The following is a 24,741-nucleotide window of genomic DNA, read 5'->3' as shown; positions in this document are numbered from 1 at the left end:
ATATCCACAAATAATAATAACACTAAGGGTAATTATGACTTCTAATAATTCATTTAAAAAATGCGCTGTTGCGCTAACAATAAGTACACTCTTTGCTGCCAGCTCAAGCATGGCAAACCCAGCGCAAGCAATCGCACCTTCAATGGCAGAAACCTCAGCTAAGTTACAAAATCAAGGTGGTTTTGAGACTCAATTCATCATTAAATATAAGAATAACAACGATATGATGAGTACCTCAACCGCTGATGTATCACCAGCAATGATGAATAAAAAAGCGCAAAGCTTTGTAAAAAACTTCACCTCAAAAAAAGGCAAAGTTAAAGCCAAGTATGTTCGCGCAATGGCACTCAATAACCATCACGTAATGCGTGCCGATAAAAAACTAAACGCTGAAGAGGCCCAGCAGTTCATGCAGGAAATGGTTAATTCGGGTAATGTTGAATATATTGAAGTCGATCAAATGCTAAAACCATTTGCGACACCAAATGACCCGCGTTATGGCGATCAATGGCATTACTATGAGCAAGCCGGTGGACTTAACTTACCAACAGCTTGGGATACGGCAACAGGCAGTGGTGTGGTTGTCGCTGTGCTTGATACGGGCTACCGCCCTCACGCTGATTTAAACGCTAATATTTTACCAGGCTACGATATGATCTCTAATCTATCAGTCGCCAATGATGGCAATGGCCGTGACAACGATGCTCGCGATCCAGGGGATGCGGTTGCAGCTGGTGAATGTGGTAATAACGGTGCACAAGGCTCTAGTTGGCATGGTACTCACGTTGCAGGCACTGTCGCTGCAGTAACGAATAACGGTGAAGGCGTTGCTGGTGTTGCTTATGACGCCAAAGTAGTACCAGTGCGTGTGTTGGGTAAATGTGGCGGTTTAACCTCAGATATTGCTGACGGTATCATTTGGGCCTCAGGTGGTAATGTATCGGGTACATCAGCAAATGCTAATCCAGCCGATGTAATTAACATGAGTTTAGGTGGTGCGGGTGCATGTAGTTCAACCACGCAAAATGCCATTAATACCGCTCGTAACAACGGCACAGTTGTTGTTATTGCTGCAGGTAACGATAACGATAATTCTGCAAACTACAACCCAGGTAACTGTAATGGTGTTGTTAATGTTGCATCAGTTGGCCGTAATGGTGGCCGCGCTTATTACTCAAATTATGGAAGTAATATTGATGTGGCAGCACCGGGTGGCGCGCAAAGCTTTGCCAATGATTCTGAAGGTGTGTTATCAACTTACAATTCGGGTTCAACAACACCATCAAGCGACAGTTATGGCTTTTCGCAAGGCACCTCAATGGCGGCTCCTCATGTTGCGGGTGTTGCTGCACTGATCAAACAAGCAAAACCAAACGCGACTCCTGATGAAATAGAAAGTATTTTAAAAACAACCACTCGTCCATTCTCTGCCACGTGTACCAGCTGTGGTACAGGTATTGTTGATGCGGCCGCTGCGGTTGCTGCAGCATCTGGTGGTACACCGCCAACAACGGGTGATAACGAACTTGTTGATGGAGAAGTCAAAACCGGTTTAAGCGGTGCGGCAAGTGCACAAGACTTTTACACTATGACAGTACCAAGTGGTGCAACCAATGTTACTTTCACTATGAGTGGTGGCACAGGGGATGCTGACTTGTATGTACGTGCAGGTAGTAAACCAACCTCAACCACTTATGATTGTCGTCCATATAAAGGTGGAAACAGTGAAGAATGTTCTATTGATAGTCCAACAGCCGGCACTTACCATGTAATGCTGCGTGGTTATTCAGCCTACAGTGGCGTGAGTTTAGTCGGTAACATTACGGGTGGTTCAACAGGTGGTGGTTCAGGTACACCTCAAGCAGGTGGCGGCACAGTGTCTGATATCACAGCAAATGCAGGTCAGTGGAAACATTACACGCTAGATGTACCGGCGGGTATGGCAAACTTTACTGTTACAACGTCAGGCGGCACCGGTGATGCAGACTTATTTGTAAAATTTGGTAGCCAGCCAACAAGCTCAAGCTATGATTGTCGTCCATATAAAAATGGTAACGCCGAAACTTGTACTTTTAGTAATCCTCAAGCGGGAACATGGCACTTAAGTGTTAATGCGTATCAAACATTCTCTGGTTTAACGCTAAGCGGTCAATACCAGCCATAAAACATCCTCTCTTTAGATAAAAAAAGCCGATACACTGTATCGGCTTTTTATTCTCTGATTAAAGTCGTCAGTGTTAAAGCGTTGCTAAAACAGCTTCAGCACTGCTTATTACAAACTCTTTGTCTTGTTCTACAAATAGACCAGTAACAACACCATTATCAACAACCATCGCGTATCGTTTTGAGCGTATTCCACCAAAGCCTGCGGTATCTTTTTCAAGCCCTAAAGCACGGGTAAAACTAGCATCACCGTCTGCAAGCATATCTATATGCTCTGCATTTTGTGACTCACCCCACGCTTTCATCACAAATGCATCATTTACCGATACACAATAGATAGCGTTAATACCTTTAGCCTTAATTTTATCGGCTAGCGCGATATATCCAGGTAAATGAGCATTCGAACACGTTGGTGTAAAAGCGCCTGGCACTGCAAATAACACGACTTTTTTATCTGCAAATAATTCATTGCTTGTCAGTGTTTGCATACCGTCATCGGTTAGCTTAGATAGACTAACTGCGGGTATTGTTTGACCTTGTTCAATCATGTTAAATCCTTTGGGTAATTACGTAGACTTTTAGCATACAGGTTAATATTTACGGTTTCGAGTTTATACCGCGATTAAACTGCATCACTGTCTAAACCCAATCCCTTTCTAATTGTTGCCATTTGCAGCTCTAGCTGCGAGCGAATATCAGACACCAACTCACTCGACTCATTTACTTGGCTTTTCATATTATGCATTGATTGGGTAAAGTCACTAAGGAAATTGCTTTGCTGTTTTGCAAGCTCCATTGCTTCAACTGCAACTGTGTTTGCCTGCTGAGCATTATTTGCGACCCCTTCAGAGTTTGCTTGAAGCTCTTGGGCATTTTCGGTTTGTAGCTGTGCATCCTCAGTTAACGCATTAATTTGTGAATAGACCATTTGAGAGTTCTCACTTAATAACGCCAGCTGATCGTTAATCTCTTTTAACGAACCTTGGGTTTGCATGGCTAATTGCCTTACTTCATCAGCAACCACCGCAAAACCTCGGCCTTGCTCACCGGCCCTTGCTGATTCTATTGCAGCGTTCAGTGCTAATAAATTGGTTTGTTCAGCTATGGTGCGAATAACCGTTATTATATTACTCACTCCTTGTACGCCGCTCAGTAACTCTTGCACACTGTGCATACCTTGTTCAATACGTTGCTGTGTATCAGAACTCGCATTAAGCATATTTTTAGCAAAACCAACACTTTGCTGCATTGCCTCATAAGTACTTTGAGCATTTTCAGCAGCTTGAGCGTTAATATGATTAACCTGCTCACCTATGTGTTGAATATTTACTAGTAAACTTTCATTTTTAACAACTTGTTCGTAGCTAGTCGCGCTTTTTGACCCTATTTTTTCTAAATGCTCACTCATTTGCTCCATGAAGTCACTAACGACACCAAGCATACTCGCTCTTTCTTGCGCCTCCAGACGCTGGCGCTCAATTAACTGGTTAAAATACTGCGCTATTTCACCAACCTCTGTTTTAGGATTATTCACTGTAATATTTTTTAACTCATTACTTTCGATTAAAAATGCAAACCCATCTCGCAGTTGCCGCAAAGGCTGTAAAACCTGTTTACGTTGCACCCAATATACACCAAAAGCTAATATTACTAAACCACCTATTGCAATTCCAAACACCCAAAATACTTGTTGTTTAACGGTATCTTGCTGCGCTTTTAATGTTTGCTCTGCCTCAATCACTGTTTTTGATAACACGCTAATTTGTTTACGTAACTCATTCGTTCCAGAATTACGCTGCTTTGCTTGCGATAAAGTACTGCTTAAATCACGTAAATAGCGCTTAGGCCAACTAACCAACTCCGCTTTTATATCAGCAGCCAAATCCTCTGGCTCCTCATCTACAAATAAAGCAAATTCATCAACCTCAGTCATCACTCCTAAATTAGGCAACTGTGCAATTTTTGCAGCGAGTAAGTTTAAATTTTTTACGCTTTGTTGCAGGCTTTTTTCAATTTCAGGCTGGTAATCATTTAGCAGTTGATAGGTCGATAAAGATAAATTAACCACTTCACTATAATAATCACTCGCCAACTTATTGTAGCTTAGAGCATGACTACTTTGAGTTGATGCTTTTTGTACATAATTTATAAGCGATGACGCTGAGCCCGCCATTTGTCTCAGAGCATTGTCTAAAAGCGCAGTTTCGTTACCTGAGAGCTTTCCTAGTGCTCTGTATTTACCGTTAATGTCTTTATTTAGTGAAAATAGCTGTGTTGAAAGGCGCACTTCTAACTCAGAGGGAAGTACAGTTAGCTGCTGCGCTTTAAGTTGCTCAATTAAAGCTGAAGATTGCGTCAGGTATTGGCTATTGCCTCGTGCCAAGTAGTCTTCTAAAAGGCCAGCAAGATCGACCATTATGGTATTTTTTAATTGGCTATAAGCAATATCTTGTTGTTGAATTTTTAGTAATGTATGACTTGCCCATAACAAGGTAGCGGCGAGCAACACACTGGCTAACGTTAATAAAATAGCTAAAAGACGGGTAAAAAATGATACACGCATAAACATATCTCAAAAGTGACATTCATACAGAGTATTGAATTTTTATGACATTTTTATGTAAAAGACTTAATTAGGGTAATAGTCAGGTGTATTGAGAGATAGATAAAGACTCAATAGAAGGATGTTTTAAGTAACTAATAAAAAACCGCGTATAAACGCGGTTTTTTTAAATTAAGCTTTTAATTAAAGGCCTGCGCGGTCTTTAATAATAGGGATTAAAGCTGAACCAGCATGATTTGCCTCAGCCCAAGCGATATCTGCGCCATCTTCAAGTGAGCTTTTTGATAAGTTTTTAACAATGTACTCACCCGTATCAACCGCATTACTTGCAACAGCGTGACGCAATAAGTTGTTACCATTACAGAAAACTGCATCATAGATATTACGTACTTTCACACGTGAACTTTTTAGTTTGCTACGCAGACGATTTTTATCATCAGCGGCAATGTATTCACAGACTGAAACAGCTAACTGATCATCAGCGCTTACAGGCGCAGTATAAGCGAACGAACCCGCTGCAATAGCAGCAATTACAACTAGCTTTGGTAATTTAATCATTGATTGGACACCCTATATTAATACTTTTTTCGTACTCGACTGTTTAATATTGTACCAACACGCTCAGATTTTCGCAATAATGTTAAGAAACTTTATTCAAAGTTACGAACTTATAACTATATTTATTTTTATCATCGGGCGTCATCAACATTTCATCTTCAATTTGCCAGTTTGCAACACTTTTATAATCAGGAAATTGTGTATCCCCTTCAACATCTAAGTCTATAAAGGTTAAATACAAGCGCTGCGCCTGCGCTAAAAACTGCTGGTAGATGTTTCCGCCACCAATTATCATCACCTCTGCAACATCATTAACAAGCTCAAGTGCAGCTTCTGGTGTGGTTACTGTTTCAATTCCTGATGCGTGATAGTCTTTATTACGAGTAATAATAATATTACGTCGCCCAGGTAACGGTCGGCCTATTGATTCAAATGTTTTGCGCCCCATAATAACGGGTTTACCAGAGGTTACTTTTTTAAAGTGCTGAAGGTCACCAGGTAAATGCCATGGCATTTTATTATCTAAGCCAATGACACGGTTATTTGCCATTGCTGCAATCATTGAAATTATCACACTAAATACCCAATACTTTATTATTAATCAAAGAAAAAGGAGCGTTAGCTCCTTTTAAATATAAACAATTATTAACGCTCGTAGACAACTTCTACGTCGTAATCATCTTCATCCCAATCATCCCAGTCATCATCATCGCCTTTAGTGGCTTTTTGATGGTAGGTATCCCACTTAAATTCAACCTCTTCGTCTGCCACTTCAACAAACTTCTCTTTAGGCATGTTATCAAGTAGCGTCATGATGTCGTGAATTAATGGCTGCGTATTTAATTTATTAATTGCAGCAATACTGTAAATATTTTCAGACTCACCCAACTCTTCTGCAATTTGCTCACATAAGGCTTTGGCTTCATCTTCAGGCAATAAATCAATTTTATTAAATACTAACCAGCGTGGCTTTTCAGCAAGCTTAGGGCTGTACTGGTGTAGCTCGTTGATGATTGCAAATGCATTATCAACAGGGTTAGAGCCATCAACTGGCATTACATCTATAATATGTAAAAGCACACGACAACGCTCTAAATGCTTTAAGAAGCGAATACCTAATCCCGCACCCTCTGACGCGCCTTCAATCAAACCTGGAATATCAGCGATGACAAATGATTTGTTTGCTTCAGGACGAACAACCCCTAAGTTAGGAATCAGCGTAGTAAATGGATAATCAGCTACTTTAGGTTTTGCAGCTGACACACTGCGGATAAAGGTTGATTTACCTGCATTTGGTAAGCCTAGTAAGCCGACATCAGCCAGTAGCATTAGCTCTAACTTAAGGTTACGTACTTCACCCGGTGTGCCAAGTGTTTTTTGACGTGGAGCACGATTAGTACTTGATTTAAAACGCGCATTCCCCAAGCCATGGAAACCGCCTTTTGCAACCACAATTCGTTGACCATCTTGGGTTAAATCCCCTAATGATTCCTGTGTATCAACATCAATAATACGTGTACCAACAGGCACTTTAACGATCAGGTCTTCACCTTTTTTACCCGTACAATTACGGCTTTGACCGTTTGTACCGCGTTCTGCTCTGTGAAAACGCTCAAATTGATAGTCAATAAGGGTATTTAAGTTTTCATCAGCTTGTAGATAAACACTACCACCGTCTCCACCGTCACCGCCATCAGGTCCACCATCTGGAACATATTTCTCACGACGAAAAGACACGATGCCGCTGCCACCGTCACCAGCTTCTGCGCGAATTTCTACTTCATCTACAAACTTCATGATTACTCACTTTAGGGATTGGCTTGTTAATAACTCTATTATATACCTAAGTGGCCTATAGAGCACACTGAGCATAAAAACACTTGGGTATATATTTAAACATGCTTAAAACAAAAAACCCCGCAAAGGCGGGGTTTTTTAACTACCTTACTGATTACTCAGCTACGATAGTTACGTATTTACGGTTTAAAGGACCTTTTTGTTCAAACTGAACTTTACCATCTGCTTTTGCGAAGATAGTGTGGTCTTTACCGATACCTACGTTTGCGCCTGGGTGGAAACGAGTTCCACGCTGACGAACAATGATGCTACCCGCTAGAACTGATTCGCCACCAAAACGCTTAACACCTAGGCGTTTGCTTTCTGAATCGCGACCGTTACGAGTACTACCAGCTGCTTTTTTATGTGCCATTTCTAAGTACCTCTAATTAAGCGCTAATGCCAGTGATTTTAACTTCTGTGAACCATTGACGATGGCCCATTTGCTTACGAGAATGCTTACGGCGTCTAAATTTAACAACCTTAATCTTCTCACCGCGACCGTGTGAAACAACCTCAGCTGTTACTTTACCACCGTTTACGAACGGTACACCAATCTCGATCTTCTCACCATCAGCAACTAAAAGTACTGAATCAAATTCAACTGCTGCACCAGTTTCAACGTCTAATTTCTCAAGACGAATTGTTTGACCTTCAGTCACACGGTGCTGTTTACCACCACTTTGGAAAACCGCGTACATAATTAACTCCGTCTGTGCGCCCTCAAATCGACGCAACTAAAATATTCTTCAATAGGGCGCGAAGTTTACGCTAATGCGTAAAAACTAGCAAGCCTCTTTTTGTAATTAAATGAATAAAAAGTAGCTGCATTGAGAGCAATTCAATATTTCCCCTATTTTATATTAAAATCCCCCTTTGCCAAGCGCTTTTTAACGGTTACAGAAAATAAATTAGCAATAGCAAAGCGAGCCTATGTAGTTCAATTAACCGCCAGGGGTGATTCAAAATTAAACCAGGATGTTTAATCAATTATTCACAAGGTTAATAGATCATTTAACCTACTTAAGGGTGTTTTTTTAAGGAATCATCACAAAATATCGAGCTAATGCATTTTTTGTTGTACAATCTGCGCCGTTCACACATTAAAATTGGCTCGGAGATCAATGGATATAAAAGCTATCCAGGCGTTAATCGAAAGCGATATGAATGACGTCAATCAACTAATACATGCGCAAATGCGCTCAGATGTGGCGTTAGTTAATCAACTTGGTTTGTATATTGTTAACAGCGGTGGCAAACGCGTTCGCCCTATGTTGGCTATTTTGGCGGCTAAAGCGCTAGGTTACCAAGGCAAAGATCACATTACGCTAGCAACTATCATTGAATTTATTCATACCGCAACGCTTTTACATGATGATGTTGTAGATGAATCTAATTTGCGCCGTGGCACACCTACAGCAAATGCTGAGTTTGGTAATGCTGCTAGCGTACTGGTGGGTGATTTTATTTACACCCGCTCGTTTCAGCTAATGGTGGGTCTTGGTAAAATGCAAATAATGCAAGTACTGGCTGATGCAACCAACATTATTGCTGAAGGTGAAGTGCTGCAATTAATGAACTGCAACGACCCTGATACCACTGAAGCCAGTTATATGCAGGTTATTTATTCTAAAACCGCCAAGCTATTTGAAGCAGCGACGGGTCTTGCGGCCATTATTACTGAGCAAGACGATACTGTACTAGAGGCACTTAATTTGTATGGCATGCATTTAGGTACTGCTTTTCAGTTAGTGGATGATGTTTTAGATTACAACGCTGATGCCGACCAACTTGGTAAAAACATTGGCGACGATTTAGCTGAAGGTAAGCCGACGTTACCTCTTATATATGCAATGCAACACGGTAGTGAGCATCAAACACAGTTAATAAGAGACGCTATTGAGCACTGTAATGGTATGGAGCACCTTAACGAGATACTGGCTGCGCTCAAACATACCAATGCCCTTGAGTTCACAATGGAAAAAGCCGAGCAAGAAGCTAATAAAGCAATTGCCTGTTTAGATTGCTTAGCTGAGTCGAGTTACAAGCAAGCACTAATTAGCTTAGCTAGAATAGCGGTTGACCGCGACCACTAAGTAATACTGTGTAGATAATTCCGAGCAATAAAAAAGCCTGCAAATGCAGGCTTTTTTATGGGTTAATTTTGGCTATTACGCCATAAAATCAACACCTTCTTTGATATCTTTTTTCAGCGTTTCAAGCATGTCATTTTTAGCTTGCTCTTCAAATGCGCTTAAAGTGCCGTAAGAAAGAATTTCTTCTACGCCATTTTTGCCTAAACGTACTGGGTGTGCAAAGTACTCTGCATCGCCATTTTCAACAGCAACGTATGCATAATCTACAACGTCTTCACCTTGTAAGCCTTTAACTAAAGACATACAAAAACGTGCTGCTGCAGCACCCATAGATAATGTTGCAGAACCACCGCCCGCTTTAGCATTAACTACTTCAGTACCTGCATTTTGGATACGAGGAGTTAGTGTAGCCACTTCTTCATCAGTGAAAGTAACACCTTCAACTTGAGAAAGTAACGGTAGAATGGTTGTGCCTGAGTGGCCACCAATCACTGGAACTTTAACACTTGCTACGTCTACGCCTTTAAGTTCAGCAATAAACGCTTCAGAACGGATCACATCTAAAGTTGTAATACCAAATACACGCTTAGCATCGTAAGTACCTGCTTTTTTGAATACTTCAGCAACAATAGGTACAGTTCCATTAACTGGATTAGTGATAATACCTACAAGCGCTTTAGGACAGTTAGCAACAATGCCTTCTGCTAATGTTTTAATGATACCAGCGTTAACATTAAATAAATCAGCACGATCCATACCTGGCTTACGTGGCATACCCGCTGGGATTAAAACAATATCACAACCTGTTAATGCTTTATCTAGTGCATCTGCACCAAAACCTTCAACTTTTACATCTGTTGGGATATGAGAAAGGTCAACAGCAACACCAGGAACTACTGGCGCAACATCATATAGTGATAATTCTGAACCAGCTGGTAAGCCTGTTTTTAATAATAAAGACAACGCTTGACCGATACCACCTGCAGCACCTAATACAGCAACTTTCATTGGAATTCTCCGTGATTTGAGGAAGGAAATATTTGTGGTTTATAAGATAAAGAAATTAGCGACTAAAAACAAATTTATCCTGCCTATTTTAGCTATATTTTCGACCATAGTTGTAAAGTTTGCTGTTTAAACGCAGCAAAACCTAAACAACTGCTGCATAAATATGCATTTTTGTGTAGAATTTGCAGTATCGACAACATAACTAATTAGACACTATGCAACCACAAGACAAACAAGAAGCATTGGTAAAAGCCTTTAAAGCACTTTTAAAAGAAGAGAATTTTGGCTCACAAGGCGAAATAGTTGACGCATTAAAAGAACAAGGCTTTGATAATATTAGCCAAAGTAAAGTGTCGCGGATGTTAAGTAAGTTTGGCGCGGTACGCACCCGTAATGCAAAACAAGAAATGGTATACTGTTTACCCGCCGAAATGGGGGTACCAACCGCTAAGAGCCCATTACGCCAGTTAGTTATTGACATTATGCATAACGAAATGATGATTATTATTCGCACCAGCCCAGGCGCTGCGCAGCTAATTGCCCGTTTACTTGATTCATTAGGTAAAGCAGATGGCGTATTAGGAACAATTGCCGGCGATGACACTATTTTTATTGCGCCAGCGAAAGTATCAGAAATAGACCTCACATTAGAGCGTGTGCGTATTTTGTTTGATACGGTTTAAACTCGTTTGGTTATCACTGTTACGGCTATACTGATACGTAGCCGTTACTGGCTCGTTTTATAGCTGCTTTAGAAATCGCACTGAGGGTGCAAAAAACGCAGAGCCCATATCTGCTTGAGTAAAATCAAGCCAATGGTCGTAATACTCCCCCTGCCCTAATCGGCTATTGAGTACTTTCTCGAACGCATCCCCTTTAGCCGAGCACGTAATCATTAACATCCCCTGCTCATACACGTCGCCATAAGGCATACTTTGATTTAGTAATAATGCTTGCCCCTGTTCATCTTTTAATTCACTTCGGGTTGCATGGCTGCTCTCAAGTGCGGGGCTTATTAGGGTATTGTCGAGACGAGTACGCCCCATTATTTGTTCTTGTTCTTGCAACGACAAGTGCTGCCATAACGTTAAGTCATGCTTATAGCGCTGCACATGAATATAGCTGCCTTGATCTTCAAAGCTATCAGGCTTATTAACGAGGGCCGTTACCCGTTTTTGACGACCATGCGGGGTATCACCGGCATAAATAAAACCATTAAAATCACGGCCATCTAAAAAGCGAAAATTACGAATTTGCTCCACCAGCTCAACATCAGGGTTGAAAAGTTTTAATATTTGCAATGCAAACAGGTGGTTTACATCTTCTCTGTCTGAGCGGATTTGCACAAATAAATCGCATGGCCTTGCACTCATCACAAAATCGCTATGGGTGATATTAGGAAAGCTTTGCAGCTCACTTGGCATATAATCAGGCAGAATGTGTGGCCAATATTGCGCGCCAATGGCGACCATACAAGAAAGCATAGATTCAGAGAATTGATCACTAAACTCATCTTCAATATCGCTCACTTTTTTAAGCTTAGCGCGAAGTGATTCGTCGTGACCATCAAGTACATTAAAAAATAAGTGCAAACCGTGTAAGTTTGCTTCAGCACAAATCCCTGATTGCGCTTGCGCCATTGTTATTCCTTACTTTTTAGAGCAAAACACAGCGATTAATTACGATTCAAAAAAATTCACCGTGTGCGGTTTTATTTTTATTATAACCTGTTCATTAATTTCAAATGACTGGCCATACTGGGCTGCAACTTCTATTTCTTGCTCAGCAATAACCACAGTGTATACATAAGCAGAGCCAATAAAGCGACTACTTAATATACTAACCCGCTCAGGTTGCTGTTGAGTATCGTTATTACTAACAAGTTCAAGTTGATGCGGACGCACATAAATAACGCCCTTATCGGCCACGCCATGCTGCTGTGGCTGTATTGATTCAACCACCCCAAACTGCGTTTGATATTCAGTGGCGGTTAATACGGTTGCGCTTAAGTATATGCCCTGACCCAGAAACTCTGCAACCTCCTTTGAACGTGGTTTAGCAAAAAGCTGTTCTGGCGTACCTTGCTGCGCAATTTTGCCTTGGTGCATAACCGCAAGTGTATCTGAAAAAGCAAACGCCTCTTCTTTTGAGTGAGTAACAAACACAGCCGATACTTGCTGCGCCTTAATAATGCGCCTAATGTCGGCAATTAACTCAAATCGTACTTGGGTATCAATATTAGAAAATGGCTCGTCAAGTAACAGTAAGCTAGGTTTATATGCTAATGCGCGTGCAATCGCTACTCGCTGCTGTTGCCCACCAGAGAGTTGATGAGGGAATCTATCGGCGCAGCCTACCAAGTGTACCAGCTTTAGCATTTCACTTACGCGTGCGTGTTTATCTGCTTTGCTCATGCCGCTTAGCCCAAACGCAATATTATTAGCCACCGTTAAATGCGGAAATAACGCATAGTCTTGAAACATCATGCCAATATTACGGTGCTCAGGTGAAACAAACGTATTAGCATCACTGACTAGCTTACCATCAATAAATACCTGCCCTTGTTTGGCTTCAATTAATCCTGCAATGGCTTTTAGTGTGGTGGTTTTACCGCAGCCACTGGCTCCGAGCAAACACACTATTTCGTCTTTACCTAAGGTTAAATCTAAATTATCTATCACCTTAGTCCCGTTATATGCATAGCTCACGCCTTGTAAAATCAAACTACTCATTTAGCTACGTTGCTCCATTGAACGGTTAATAAAATATAACGGAATAAACCCCACCACCACAATAAACAAAGCCGATATAGAGGCCAGCTCTAATTGTTCATCGCTTACATACTGAAACACATGAGTTGCTAAGCTTTCAAAATCAAAAGGCCTTAACAACAAAGCTGCGGGTAGCTCTTTCATACACTCGATAAAGACCAATAAACCGGCGGTTAATAAGCCTCGGCGTAATAAAGGTAAGTGCACTAAGCGTAATGTGCGCCCTTGGCTTTTTCCCATTGACTGGCTTGCCATATCAAGGGAGGGACTAATGCGTGAAAAGCTCGACTCAATAGCTCCGTGTGCAACGGCGTAAAACCGCACTATATAAGCAAAAATAATAGTGAGTAAGCTGCCAGTAAGTAATAAACCAATATCTAAATCATAAGGAACTAAAGTGCGGTTGATAGTATTTTCTAATAGGGTGAGTGGCAACAATACCGCTATCGCTAATACTGTGCCGGGTAACGCATAGCCCGTACTGGCCAAACGCCCGGGTATTAATGGATTTGTTTGTTTAGAAATGCGCTGATAAAACACCACTAAAACACTCAGTATAATAGTCACCACACTTACTACAGCCGCCACTTTTAAACTTTGCCATGCATAGCTAAAAAACTCACTATTCCACGCTTGATCAAAATACATAACTGCATATTTGAGCAATACAACCATCGGAATAATAAACGAAATAATTAAAATAAAGCTACAAAACCCCGTTGCTAGCCACGCAGACTTGCCTTTGAGGATATAAAGCGCCTCGCTGTTCACGCTCGATTGACGCTCAAATACCGCTTGGTTACGACGGCTAAAACGCTCGGTGATCAATGCTAAGAACAGCAATAACAACATCACCCCTGAAATTTTTGCTGCTGCAGTTAATGAATAATAGCCAAACCAGGTATCGTATACGGCAGTGGTTAATGTACTGACAGCAAAATAGCTTACGGTGGCAAAATCAGCCATGGTTTCCATGCTGATCAAAGCAAGTGCCGCTACAATGGCACCACGGGATAATACAAGGCTGACTTTAAAAAAGCTTTTCCATGCATTTAGCCCCATTAACTGACTGGCTTGGACTAACTTAAAAGATTGTTCTCGCAGTGCAGTTTTAAAAATTAAATATAAATACGGGTAGAGTACCAGCGCAATCATAACAATTGCCCCTGGTAAGGTGCGTATATCAAAAAACCAGTAGTCACTTGGCGACTGCCAACCAAACCACTCTCTTAGAGTTATTTGTACCGGCCCCGCATAGTCGAGTAAATCGGTGTACACATAAGCAATAATATAAGTAGGCATGGCAAGAGGCAGCATCAATGCCCATTCAAATTGTTTTTTACCAGGAAAACGGCAATAAGCGGTGAGCCAACCCAGTGGTAACGCAATAAAGCAGCTAAGTAACCCTACACCTAAAACCAGTAATACGGTATTACTTATATAGTCCCACAGTACGGTATTCCACAGGTGGGTAAATACCTCTGAGTCGCCTTGTAAAGATTCTAATAGTAGGAAAAACAACGGGGTCGACAGCAATAACCCCGTCGACCACGCAATAAGCTGCCATTTTGACAGCTGAAATTTATAAGTCATTAAAGATCGAACTTCACCTCATCAATTAGCTTAAGTGCTAACGGACGATATTTGCTAATTTCATCAAGCGGTAAGCTGTCTCCCTTAAAGCTTCCCCATGATGCAACCAAACTAGAAAGTTTCACACCTGGCTTAACCGGATACTCCATATTGAGCGAGGCATACATATTTTGCGCCTTATTGTCTGTCATATACTCTATGAGTTTCAAGGCATTTTCAGGGTTTTTAGCATACTTAGTAATAACCGCACCCGATACATTTATATGTGATCCTCGGTCAGTTTGATTTGGAAAGTTAATATGAACGGCTTCAGCCCATGGTTTTTGTGCTTCATCTTGCAGCATTTTGCCCAAGTAATAACTATTACCTAAGGCTAAATTACATAAACCTTCTTTAACCGCTTTAACTTGCGCTCGATCGTTACCTTGAGGTTTACGCGCTAAATTAGCTTTTACACCCTCAAGCCATGTTTTCGTCTGTACTTCACCATGATGAGCGATCATAGAAGCTACAAGGCCTAAGTTATATGGGTGTTTGCCAGAGCGAGTACAAATTTGTCCTTTGTATTGCGGCTCAGCAAGCGCTTCGTAGGTAAGGTTAGGCAATGCGCCTAAACGCTCTTTTGAAGAGTAAACATTACGCACGCGCTTAGTGAGCGCTACCCACTGACCATCGCCATCACGAAATGCCGCCGGGACATTATTATTAACCAGCTCGCTTTCTATGGTTTGCGTAAGATTTAGCTCTTCTAATTGAATTAAAGCACTAAAGTTTGAGGTTAAAACTAAATCGGCTTTACTGTGTTTGCCTTCACGCTTAACACGCTCGATTAGGCCTTTTTTAGCAAACACAACATTAGTTTTAATGCCTGTTTGCTGTGTAAAATCATCTAAAATAGGTTTAATTAAAAAAGGTTGTCGAAATGAGTAAATATTCACAACATCGGTTGCAACAGCCGGTGCTGAGGCAATTAACCCAACAACAAGCGCGAGTGTTTTTTTCATATTGTCTTACCTAACTAATAATTATTATCATTAATTTTACCGCGATGAACTAAAAAGTGCACACTTTATATAATCACTTCGTGATAAATACGCCCAAAAAAGAAAACCCTTGTAAGACATCTCTTACGCTTATGACAGCTAATGAGTAAAAACACTCTGTATAACACCACAAAAACATAGCAAGTTATTGTATTTTATATAATTTAAAAATATTTCATTTGTAAGAACCAAAACCATAAGCGGTTTTATCCTACATTTACTGCAAATCACTCTCTATAATTAACCCATAAATAAGCAACGACGCTTACCGAGTAAATGGAAACGGACTAACTACTCGAATACCAAGGTTTGGTTTTTAGGATAACAGGGATTTAAGGACAGGCTCAGGATGAGTATCGCAATGGAATGTTGCATAAGGGATAGCATCAGGATGATGCGTAATGGATAACAACACGGAAAAGTTGTTGCTAAAGGATAGGGAATAAAACGGACAGGCCTTAGGGCAACACAACGGAATGGTAGCAAAAGGAATGCACTCGGATGTGCAATAAGGATTGGTAATAGATTTTACCTTACAGGATGTTTTAGGGATTTATGGAGACAGGCCCGGATAGCCTATATTACATAGAACTAGAAAGTAATATTGTAATAACACGGATCGTAAAAATTGGAGTTGATTAGGTTCAATTGCAGGATGCAACAAAGTTAGAAGATTCCGCAAGCGCGACTAGAGATGGTTCGCGCTTTTCTTTTGCCTGAAAATCAGCGGTCAGCCAAGATTATATACATTCAAACTATGAACAAGCATTAAATCCAGCTTTTTCGTATCAACATCCCGTACTTTATTCCGGCCTGCCTTTGTTGCGCTTACCGAGTAAATAGGCGTCGCGAAATTTGATAAAATGCTGTTCTAATTTAGTGCTCGCATCAACCTCACCAGCCAATGCCAATACCATAATAGCCACTTCTGCCGTACCTAACTGGTGAGCATGGGGTGCTACACGTAATCGGTAATCTGAGAGCTTTTGTGCGGTAATAGAAAGCACGGGCAAATTATCTAGATAAGGACTTTTGCGGATCATTTTTTTAGCTTCACGCCATGTACCATCTAAAAATATAAATAAAGGCGTTTTACCTGCAACAGGCTCTACTTGCGTTACTACTCTATCTGTTTCAACATCTTCTGCAGGAAAAATCACAAAAGGCTGATATTTATCATTATTCAATAAAGCTAATAATGCAGGATCTGGGGAGGTTCTATCCCAACGAAACGCATAATTGTCAGGGACTATTTCAGCAATTAAACGCCCTGTATTAGACGGTTTAAAACTTTCATTATGATACATCAGTAAACAAACCGCAGCGTCGCAACTTGCGTACTCAGCGCCCTCACAAATACAGTAATGCTTGGCAATTAAGCATTGCTCACAGCGGTCCATCTTACCGCCTCGGGCATTAAACTCGCGTCGAGATTCACTTATTTGCTGGGCACGTAATGCTAAAACTGAATTTTTGAAACCTTGAGTCACTGTGGTTTATTACCTATAAATTGATGGCTGCGCATTGTAGCTAAAATAAAAGGGAATAGATATCAGCTATCAGCTATCAGCTATCAGCTATCAGCTATCAGCTATCAGCTATCAGCTATCAGCTATCAGCTATCAGCTATCAGCTATCAGCTATCAGCTATCAGCTATCAGCTACAAAATTTTGCTCATATTAACTTAAGTGTCAAGGGAGCTTGTCTTTACTGACGGCTGACGGCTGACGGCTGACGGCTGACGGCTGACGGCTGACGGCTGACGACTATAAAAACAAAAAACCCAAGCCGAGGCTTGGGTTTTTTATCGCGATTAACTAAAAGAAATTACTTCTTCTTTTTAACTGCTTTTTTGTTTGGTAAATCAGTGATTGAACCTTCAAAAATTTCAGCTGCAAGGCCGATTGATTCGTTCAATGTTGGGTGAGCATGAATTGTTAGCGCTAGGTCTTCACCATCTGCACCCATTTCAATACCTAGACCGATTTCGCCCAGCATTTCGCCTGCGTTAATACCAATCATAGCACCACCGATAATACGGCCGCTCTCTTTATCAAAAATAAGCTTAGTAGAACCTTCAGTACGTGATGAGGCAATTGCACGACCCGATGCAGCCCAAGGGAATACTGCTGTTTCAATGCTTAAACCTTGCTCTTTGGCTTCTTTTTCAGTTACACCCGCCCATGCAATTTCAGGGTCAGTGTAAGCAATTGAAGGAATACACTTAGGATCAAAGTAATGTTTTTGACCAGAGATAACTTCAGCAGCAACATGACCTTCATGAACCGCTTTATGCGCAAGCATAGGCTGACCCACTAAGTCACCAATTGCAAAAATATGTTCTACGTTAGTACGTAATTGCTTATCAACGTTAATAAAACCACGCTCATCAACATTCACACCCGCTTTATCAGCGTCTAACATGTTACCATTTGGTGTACGACCTACAGCAACAAGTACTTTGTCGTAACGTACTGGCTCTGCTGGTGCATTTTTGCCTTCAAAAGTAACATATAATCCGTCGTCTTTTGCTTCAACGCCAGTTACTTTAGTTGAAAGCATCACGTTAAACTTGTCTTTAACATGCTTTTGGTAAATTTTAATGATGTCTTTATCAGCAGCAGGAACAAGTTGGTCTGCAAATTCTACAACATCAATTGCAGAACCTAGTGCACGGTAAACCGTACCCATTTCTAGACCAATAATACCACCACCTAAAACAAGTAGTTTTTCAGGAACATCTTTAAGTTCAAGCGCGCCCGTTGAATCAATAACGCGATCATCTTCTGGGATGAAAGGTAAGTTTACAGGTTTAGAACCCGCAGCAATAATTGCGTTATCAAAGGTAATGGTTGTTTTACCGTCAGCGCCTTCAACGTCTAAAGTATTGCTACCAGTAAATTTACCGTAACCAGATACAACTTTTACTTTACGCATTTTAGCCATGCCGTCTAAGCCACCTGTAAGCTGGCTAACAACAGACTCTTTCCAAGAACGAACTTCATCTAAGTCAATTTTTGGTGCGCCAAAAGTAACGCCGTGAGATGACATTTCTGCAGCATCATCAATCACTTTAGCTACGTGTAAAAGTGCTTTAGAAGGAATACAACCAACATTAAGACATACACCGCCTAATGTCTCGCGAGATTCTACTAATGTAACTTCTAAGCCCAAGTCAGCAGCGCGAAAAGCCGCAGAGTAACCACCAGGACCACCGCCTAGTACAACAACTTGAGTTTTTAATTCGTTGCTCATGCTATTACCTTTATTGTTTGAACGGGACACAGCCCCAAAATTTAACTGCCATGTTTCTGCAAGGCAGAAAAGGGCATTTGTGCAAATATTGTATCATTGCAAATGATAAAAATCCCAGCTAAAAACAACTGGCTGGGATTTGATTTTACTCACTCTGTAGTGATCACATCACTAACTGGCGTATATCACTCATGTAACTTGCAAGAGTAACAGTAAAGCGTGCAGCAAGTGCACCGTCAATCACTCTATGGTCGTAAGACATTGAAAGTGGAACCATTAGCTTAGGCTCAAACTCTTTACCATTCCACTTAGGCTTCATTTCAGATTTAGACACACCTAAAATTGCCACCTCAGGTGCATTCACAATCGGCGTAAATGCCGTACCACCAATACCACCTAGGCTTGAAATAGTAAAACAACCACCTTGCATATCTGATGAACTTAACTTGCCATCACGTGCTTTAACAGATACTTCCATTAGTTCACGAGAGAGTTCAATAATGCCTTTTTTATCAACATCTTTAAATACTGGCACAACCAAGCCATTAGGCGTATCAACCGCTACACCAATATTAATGTACTTTTTAAGGATTAAGCTTTCACCATCTTCAGATAACGACGAGTTAAATGTTGGGAACTCAGCTAATGCTTTAGCTGCTGCTTTCATTACAAACACGAGTGGCGTAATTTTAACACCTAGCTTTTTCTTCTCGTTAAGCGCGTTTTGCTCTTTACGGAACTGCTCAAGGCTCGTGATATCCGCTTCATCAAACTGGGTAACATGGGGGATTTGCACCCAGTTACGGTGTAAGTTTTTACCTGATAGCTTTTGAATACGAGAGAGTTTTTTCTCTTCAATTTCACCAAACTTAGCAAAATCAACTTTTGGCCACGGAATTAATCCAAGCTCACCGCCACCGGCATTGCCTTTAGCTGCAGGTACTTGACCAGATTCAACTTGCTTAACCAGTTGCTTAACATAGTTTTGCACGTCTTCTTTAACAACACGGTTTTTACGACCTGTGCCTTTTACGTTCGCAAGGTTAATACCAAACTCACGTGCTAAACGACGAACAACTGGCGATGCATGAGCATAAGCGCTGTTGTTTTCAAAGCTTTCGGCACTTGCTTTTTCAGGCGCAGCAGTTGGTTTTGACTCTGCTTGAGCCGCTGGCTTAGATTCAGCCTTTGGCTCGTCTTGTTTTGCAGGCGCGTCACTTGGTGCACTACCCGCCACTTCAAATACAAAAATCAGGGAACCCGTTTTAACTTTATCGCCAGTCGCTACTTTAATTTCTTTTACAGTACCAGCAAACGGCGCCGGTACTTCCATAGCAGCTTTATCGCCCTCAACGTTTAAGATAGATTGCTCTTCTTCTACGCTATCGCCAACCGCAACCATAACTTCTGTTACTTCAACTTCGTCATCACCAATATCAGGCACGCTAACTTCTTTAGTGCTTGATGCCGATGCTTGTTCAGCAGGCTTCTCTTGTGCTTTTGAATCAGCTGCAGGGGCACTTTGGTTATCACCACCTGACACTTCAAAAACAAATACTAATGAACCCGTTTTCACTTTGTCACCAGTATTTACTTTAATTTCTTTTACTGTACCGGCAAAGGGTGCTGGTACTTCCATTGCCGCTTTGTCGCCTTCAACGTTTAAGATAGATTGCTCTTCTTCTACGCTATCACCAACTGCAACCATAATTTCAGTTACTTCAACTTCGTCATCACCAATATCTGGCACAGTGACTTCTTTAGTTGATGAAGCCGATGACGCAGCAGGTGCTGCTTCCTCGTTTTTTTCAACTTCTTTAGAGTCAGCAGCAGAGTCTTGCGCTTCACCTTCAAAGATGAACACTAAAGTGCCTGTGGTAACAGTGTCACCCACATTTACTTTAATTTCTTTTACCGTACCGGCTTGTTCAGCAGGTACTTCCATCGCAGCTTTATCACCTTCAACACTTAATAGTGATTGGTCAACTTCAACTTTATCGCCAACGCTCACTAGTATTTCGGTTACTTCTACTTCATCGCCACCGATATCAGGTACTTTAATTTCAATACTCATTGCAAACCTCTTATGCGTACAGTGGATTTAGTTTGTTAGTGTCGATGTTGAATTTTTTAATTGCTTCAACAACCACTGACTTTTCAACTTCACCACGTTTAGCAAGTTCAGATAATGTCGCAACTACCACGTAGCTTGCGTTAACTTCAAAGTGACGACGTAGGTTTTCACGGCTGTCTGAACGACCGTAACCATCTGTACCCAATACTTTGTAGTTATTGCTTGGAATAAATGAACGCGCTTGTTCTGCGTAGTTTTTCATGTAATCCGTTGCAGCAACAGTTACTGAATCGTTTAATACGCTAGTGATGTATGGCGTTTTTTGCTCGCTTTCTGGGTTAAGCATGTTGAAACGTTCAACATCTTGTCCATCACGCGTAAGTTCATTGAATGAAGTTACTGAGTAAACATCAGACGCAATACCAAACTCTTCGCTTAAAATTGCCGCAGCTTTACGCACTTCAGTCATGATAGTACCTGAGCTTAATAGCTGTACGTTGGCTTTTTTACCTTCGTAGCTTTCTAGCTTGTAGATACCTTTACGAATACCTTCTTCAGCGCCTTCTGGCATTGCTGGCTGATGGTAGTTTTCGTTCATTAACGTTAGGTAGTAGTAAATGTTTTCTTGATCTTCACCGTACATACGACGAATACCGTCTTGCACGATAACCGCTACTTCAAATGCATAAGTAGGATCGTAAGAAATACAGTTAGGTACCGTGTTTGCAAGAATGTGGCTGTGGCCATCTTCGTGCTGTAAGCCTTCGCCATTTAGCGTTGTACGACCCGCTGTAGCACCTAATAAGAAGCCACGTGCTTGTTGATCTCCTGCCATCCACGCCATGTCACCAACACGTTGGAAACCAAACATAGAGTAGTAAATGTAGAATGGGATCATCGGTAAGTCGTTGGTGCTGTAAGATGTTGCAGCAGCAACCCATGACGACATTGCACCTAGCTCATTAATACCTTCTTGTAGTACTTGCCCTGACGTTGCTTCTTTGTAGTAAGAAACGATGTCACGGTCTTGAGGCGTGTAGTTTTGGCCGTGTGGGTTGTAAATACCGATTTGACGGAATAAACCTTCCATACCAAAGGTACGAGCTTCATCGGCAATAATAGGCACAATGTTTTTACCAATGCCTTTATCTTTTAATAAAATATTAAGAGCACGTACAAAGCCCATAGTCGTTGAAATATCACGCTTTTGTTCTTCAAGTAATGGCTTGAATGCGTCAACTTCTGGCAACTGTAACTTTTCAGAGAACTTAGCGATACGCGTTGGCGTGTAACCTTGTAATGCATCACGACGAGCATGTAGATACTTGTACTCAGGTGAATCTTTTTCAAGCTCTAAGTAAGGTAGCTCTTTTAGTTGCTCTTCTGATACTAAGTCATCTAAGCCTAAGCGTGAGCGTAAGTGAGCCACATGCGACATATCCATTTTCTTAACTTGGTGCGCAATGTTTTTACCTTCAGCTGCTTCACCCATGCCGTAACCTTTTACAGTTTTAGCTAGGATCACTGTTGGACGACCTTTCGTCTCTTCTGCCTTTTTAAATGCGGCATAAAGTTTTGAAGATTCGTGACCACCACGCTTAAGCGCAAAAATTTCGTCATCCGTCATATCAGCAACAAGTGCCGCTGTTTCTGGGTAACGACCAAAGAAATGTTCACGTACGTACGCGCCATCTTTTGCTTTATATGTTTGGTAATCACCATCAACAGTTTCGTTCATTAACTGTAGTAATTTACCTGTGGTGTCTTTAGCAAGCAGAATATCCCAACCGCTGCCCCAAACAAGTTTAATAACATTCCAGCCAGCGCCTTTAAATAGCCCTTCTAGCTCTTGAATGATTTTACCGTTCCCCATTACTGGGCCGTCTAAGCGCTGTAGGTTACAGTTAACTAAGTAACATAGGTTATCTAGCTTTTCACGGGCAGCAAAAGAAATAGCACCACGTGATTCTGGCTCATCCATTTCACCATCACCTAAAAACGCATATACACGTTGGTTTTTAGTGTCTTTTAATCCACGGCCATCTAAGTACTTTAAGAAACGCGCTTGGTAAATTGAAGAAATTGGACCTAAGCCCATAGATACCGTTGGGAACTGCCAAAACTCTGGCATTAATTTAGGGTGAGGGTAAGAAGGTAAGCCTTTACCATCTACTTCCTGACGGAAATTATCAAGCTGTTCGGCACTTAAACGCCCTTCAACAAATGCACGCGCATAAATACCCGGAGAAATATGACCTTGGTAATAAACTAAATCACCACCATCAACATCATTTGGCGCTTTAAAGAAATGGTTAAAACATACTTCATAAAATGCAGCAGACGATTGGTAAGACGCCATATGGCCGCCTAAGTCGAGATCTTTTTTCGATGCACGCAATACAATCATAATCGCGTTCCAACGAATAATTGAACGAATACGGCGCTCAAGATTTACATCACCAGGGTAGGCAGGTTCTTGATCAACCGGAATCGTATTAACGTAGTTTGTGTTAATGCCTGTTGGCATATCAACACCGTCTAAACGGGCTTGCTCTAACACTTGCTCAAGTAAAAACTGAGCTCGTTCAACACCTTCTTCGCGCACAACTGATTCAAGAGCTTGTAACCACTCTTGTGTTTCTAGCGCGTCTACGTCAATTTTATTGACTTCAGACATATGGAGGTTTCCTTATGTTTAAAATACTAATTTTATGTATTGAATACTTCACTGTTAACTCAAGTTAACAGTGAATGTACTTGCTTAATTTTGTTTGGTGCGTCTTAAACTACGTTCAATTCGCGAGTGCTCTTTACCCGCTTCAAGCAATGCTTCTTCAATATAGGCTAAATGCGCATTACTCGCTAAGCGAGCTTGTTCAGGATTACCGTCAATCACTGCATCCATTAATAAGCGTCTATGCTCAGCTAATTGGCTGCTTATATCTGACTTTTTAAGTAACACCGTTAAATTTTGTAAAACATTTTGCTCAAGTAAGCTTTGCATCCCTCTTACTAAATGCAGTAACACTACGTTATGAGACGCCTCAGCAATGCAAAAATGAAAGTCATTAATCGCTTTGGCTTTTTGCTTTAATTCATCTTTAGCTAATGCAATCTGATCAAAGCTCTGTTTTACTTTTGCAAAATCGTTGCTTGTTCCGCGAAGTGCTGCGTAATAAGCCGCAATTCCCTCTAGCGCATGACGAAATTCTAATAAATCAAATTGCGATTCGGGGTGTTTACTGATCAAATCAAACAACGGATCAGTCAGCCCCTCTTCCAATTGATTTTTTACATACGTTCCACCACCTTGACGACGGGTTACGAGCCCTTTTGCCTCAAGCTTTTGAATGGCTTCACGCAACGACGGACGCGACACTTCAAACTGCTTAGCGAGTTCACGCTCCGGTGGTAACTTTTCTCCTGGTGCTAACGACCCCTCAAGAATCATGTTCTCAAGTTGTTGTAAAATAACATCAGATAATTTTGCCGCTTTAATTTTTAAAGACATCAATCAACGTCCGCGTTGTATAAATGCTAACAGCCCATTAAATAAGGCTTTTAACTGAATGACCTGACCAAAAGGTAAATTGGTCATACCAAATTTTGCCATACGTTATCAAAAACCGTAATTACTGTCAATTTACAGCAGTTTTAAAGCCCTAAGGCCAGCGTAAGTTAATTTAAACAAAGTTCAAATAATACACAGAATGAAGAGGATAAAGAAAGGTTAATAAGATGAAAAACAAATGGTCAGACCAGCTAATTTGGGTTTTCGGA

At 41.1% G+C, this 24,741-nt stretch carries 20 protein-coding genes; 3 read left to right on the top strand and 17 right to left on the bottom strand.

Going from position 1 to position 24,741, the window contains the following annotated elements; genetic code table 11:
* Positions 1-34 precede the first annotated feature (34 nt).
* The gene (locus ND6B_RS04615) at positions 35-2,164 is read left to right on the top strand and encodes a S8 family peptidase (RefSeq protein WP_033103974.1); all 2,130 of its coding nucleotides are present in this window, start codon (positions 35-37) and stop codon (positions 2,162-2,164) included.
* Positions 2,165-2,237: 73 nt separating this feature from the next.
* On the opposite strand, the gene ND6B_RS04620 is transcribed toward ND6B_RS04615, so the two are convergent.
* From ND6B_RS04620 to rplU, 7 genes are all read right to left on the bottom strand, one after another.
* Entirely contained in the window at positions 2,238-2,711 is a 474-nt protein-coding gene (locus ND6B_RS04620; RefSeq protein WP_013465916.1) for a peroxiredoxin, read from the bottom strand.
* A 74-nt stretch (positions 2,712-2,785) separates the two neighbouring features.
* A complete protein-coding gene (locus ND6B_RS04625) occupies positions 2,786-4,726 on the bottom strand; it encodes a methyl-accepting chemotaxis protein (RefSeq protein WP_013465917.1) in 1,941 nt (646 codons plus the stop codon).
* Positions 4,727-4,909: 183 nt separating this feature from the next.
* Complete coding sequence (locus ND6B_RS04630; RefSeq protein ID WP_013465918.1) at positions 4,910-5,284, bottom strand: DUF3718 domain-containing protein; 375 nt, start codon at positions 5,282-5,284, stop codon at positions 4,910-4,912.
* 82 nt (positions 5,285-5,366) lie between these two features.
* Complete coding sequence (gene folA / locus ND6B_RS04635) at positions 5,367-5,858, bottom strand: type 3 dihydrofolate reductase (RefSeq protein ID WP_024601745.1); 492 nt, start codon at positions 5,856-5,858, stop codon at positions 5,367-5,369.
* 71 nt (positions 5,859-5,929) lie between these two features.
* A complete protein-coding gene (cgtA, locus tag ND6B_RS04640; protein WP_013465920.1) occupies positions 5,930-7,081 on the bottom strand; it encodes an Obg family GTPase CgtA in 1,152 nt (383 codons plus the stop codon).
* A 154-nt stretch (positions 7,082-7,235) separates the two neighbouring features.
* Positions 7,236-7,493: a 50S ribosomal protein L27 gene (rpmA, locus tag ND6B_RS04645; protein ID WP_008114963.1), complete on the bottom strand. Its 258-nt coding sequence runs from the start codon at positions 7,491-7,493 to the stop codon at positions 7,236-7,238.
* A gap of 16 nt (positions 7,494-7,509) precedes the next feature.
* A complete protein-coding gene (rplU, locus tag ND6B_RS04650; RefSeq protein ID WP_004587921.1) occupies positions 7,510-7,821 on the bottom strand; it encodes a 50S ribosomal protein L21 in 312 nt (103 codons plus the stop codon).
* A 423-nt stretch (positions 7,822-8,244) separates the two neighbouring features.
* Here rplU and ispB point away from each other — a divergent pair, with 423 nt between their 5' ends.
* The gene (gene ispB / locus ND6B_RS04655; RefSeq protein WP_033103972.1) at positions 8,245-9,216 is read left to right on the top strand and encodes an octaprenyl diphosphate synthase; all 972 of its coding nucleotides are present in this window, start codon (positions 8,245-8,247) and stop codon (positions 9,214-9,216) included.
* A 75-nt stretch (positions 9,217-9,291) separates the two neighbouring features.
* Here the strand turns inward: ispB and mdh are convergent, their stop codons facing one another.
* On the bottom strand, positions 9,292-10,224 hold the full coding sequence (mdh, locus tag ND6B_RS04660) for a malate dehydrogenase (RefSeq protein WP_013465922.1): 933 nt from the start codon (positions 10,222-10,224) through the stop codon (positions 9,292-9,294).
* Between the two features lie 215 nt (positions 10,225-10,439).
* On the opposite strand from mdh, the gene argR reads away from it, so the two are divergent.
* Complete coding sequence (argR, locus tag ND6B_RS04665) at positions 10,440-10,907, top strand: transcriptional regulator ArgR (protein WP_008114955.1); 468 nt, start codon at positions 10,440-10,442, stop codon at positions 10,905-10,907.
* 57 nt (positions 10,908-10,964) lie between these two features.
* Here the strand turns inward: argR and ND6B_RS04670 are convergent, their stop codons facing one another.
* From ND6B_RS04670 to pdhR, 9 genes are all read right to left on the bottom strand, one after another.
* Positions 10,965-11,864: a Dyp-type peroxidase gene (locus tag ND6B_RS04670; protein ID WP_013465923.1), complete on the bottom strand. Its 900-nt coding sequence runs from the start codon at positions 11,862-11,864 to the stop codon at positions 10,965-10,967.
* Between the two features lie 39 nt (positions 11,865-11,903).
* On the bottom strand, positions 11,904-12,956 hold the full coding sequence (locus ND6B_RS04675; protein ID WP_033103971.1) for an ABC transporter ATP-binding protein: 1,053 nt from the start codon (positions 12,954-12,956) through the stop codon (positions 11,904-11,906).
* Positions 12,957-14,588, bottom strand: coding sequence for an ABC transporter permease (locus tag ND6B_RS04680; protein WP_033103970.1), 1,632 nt, complete (start codon positions 14,586-14,588; stop codon positions 12,957-12,959).
* Positions 14,588-15,592, bottom strand: a complete 1,005-nt coding sequence (locus ND6B_RS04685) for an extracellular solute-binding protein (RefSeq protein ID WP_033103969.1) — start codon at positions 15,590-15,592, stop codon at positions 14,588-14,590. Before ND6B_RS04685 ends, ND6B_RS04680 begins: the two co-directional genes overlap by 1 nt.
* 842 nt (positions 15,593-16,434) lie before the next feature.
* Positions 16,435-17,121, bottom strand: a complete 687-nt coding sequence (locus ND6B_RS04690; protein ID WP_033103968.1) for a tRNA-uridine aminocarboxypropyltransferase — start codon at positions 17,119-17,121, stop codon at positions 16,435-16,437.
* 338 nt (positions 17,122-17,459) lie between these two features.
* The gene (lpdA, locus tag ND6B_RS04695) at positions 17,460-18,887 is read right to left on the bottom strand and encodes a dihydrolipoyl dehydrogenase (RefSeq protein WP_033103967.1); all 1,428 of its coding nucleotides are present in this window, start codon (positions 18,885-18,887) and stop codon (positions 17,460-17,462) included.
* A gap of 163 nt (positions 18,888-19,050) precedes the next feature.
* Positions 19,051-20,961: a pyruvate dehydrogenase complex dihydrolipoyllysine-residue acetyltransferase gene (aceF, locus tag ND6B_RS04700; protein WP_033103966.1), complete on the bottom strand. Its 1,911-nt coding sequence runs from the start codon at positions 20,959-20,961 to the stop codon at positions 19,051-19,053.
* A gap of 10 nt (positions 20,962-20,971) precedes the next feature.
* Positions 20,972-23,638, bottom strand: coding sequence for a pyruvate dehydrogenase (acetyl-transferring), homodimeric type (gene aceE / locus ND6B_RS04705; protein WP_033103965.1), 2,667 nt, complete (start codon positions 23,636-23,638; stop codon positions 20,972-20,974).
* An 84-nt stretch (positions 23,639-23,722) separates the two neighbouring features.
* Positions 23,723-24,472, bottom strand: coding sequence for a pyruvate dehydrogenase complex transcriptional repressor PdhR (gene pdhR / locus ND6B_RS04710; RefSeq protein ID WP_008114937.1), 750 nt, complete (start codon positions 24,470-24,472; stop codon positions 23,723-23,725).
* Positions 24,473-24,741: the final 269 nt, after the last annotated feature.

Origin of the sequence: Pseudoalteromonas sp. ND6B, assembly GCF_000764215.1 — a bacterium.
Classification (GTDB): domain Bacteria; phylum Pseudomonadota; class Gammaproteobacteria; order Enterobacterales; family Alteromonadaceae; genus Pseudoalteromonas; species Pseudoalteromonas tetraodonis.
Note: the sequence above shows the minus strand (reverse complement) of the source record. Positions and strands in the feature narration are given on the sequence as shown.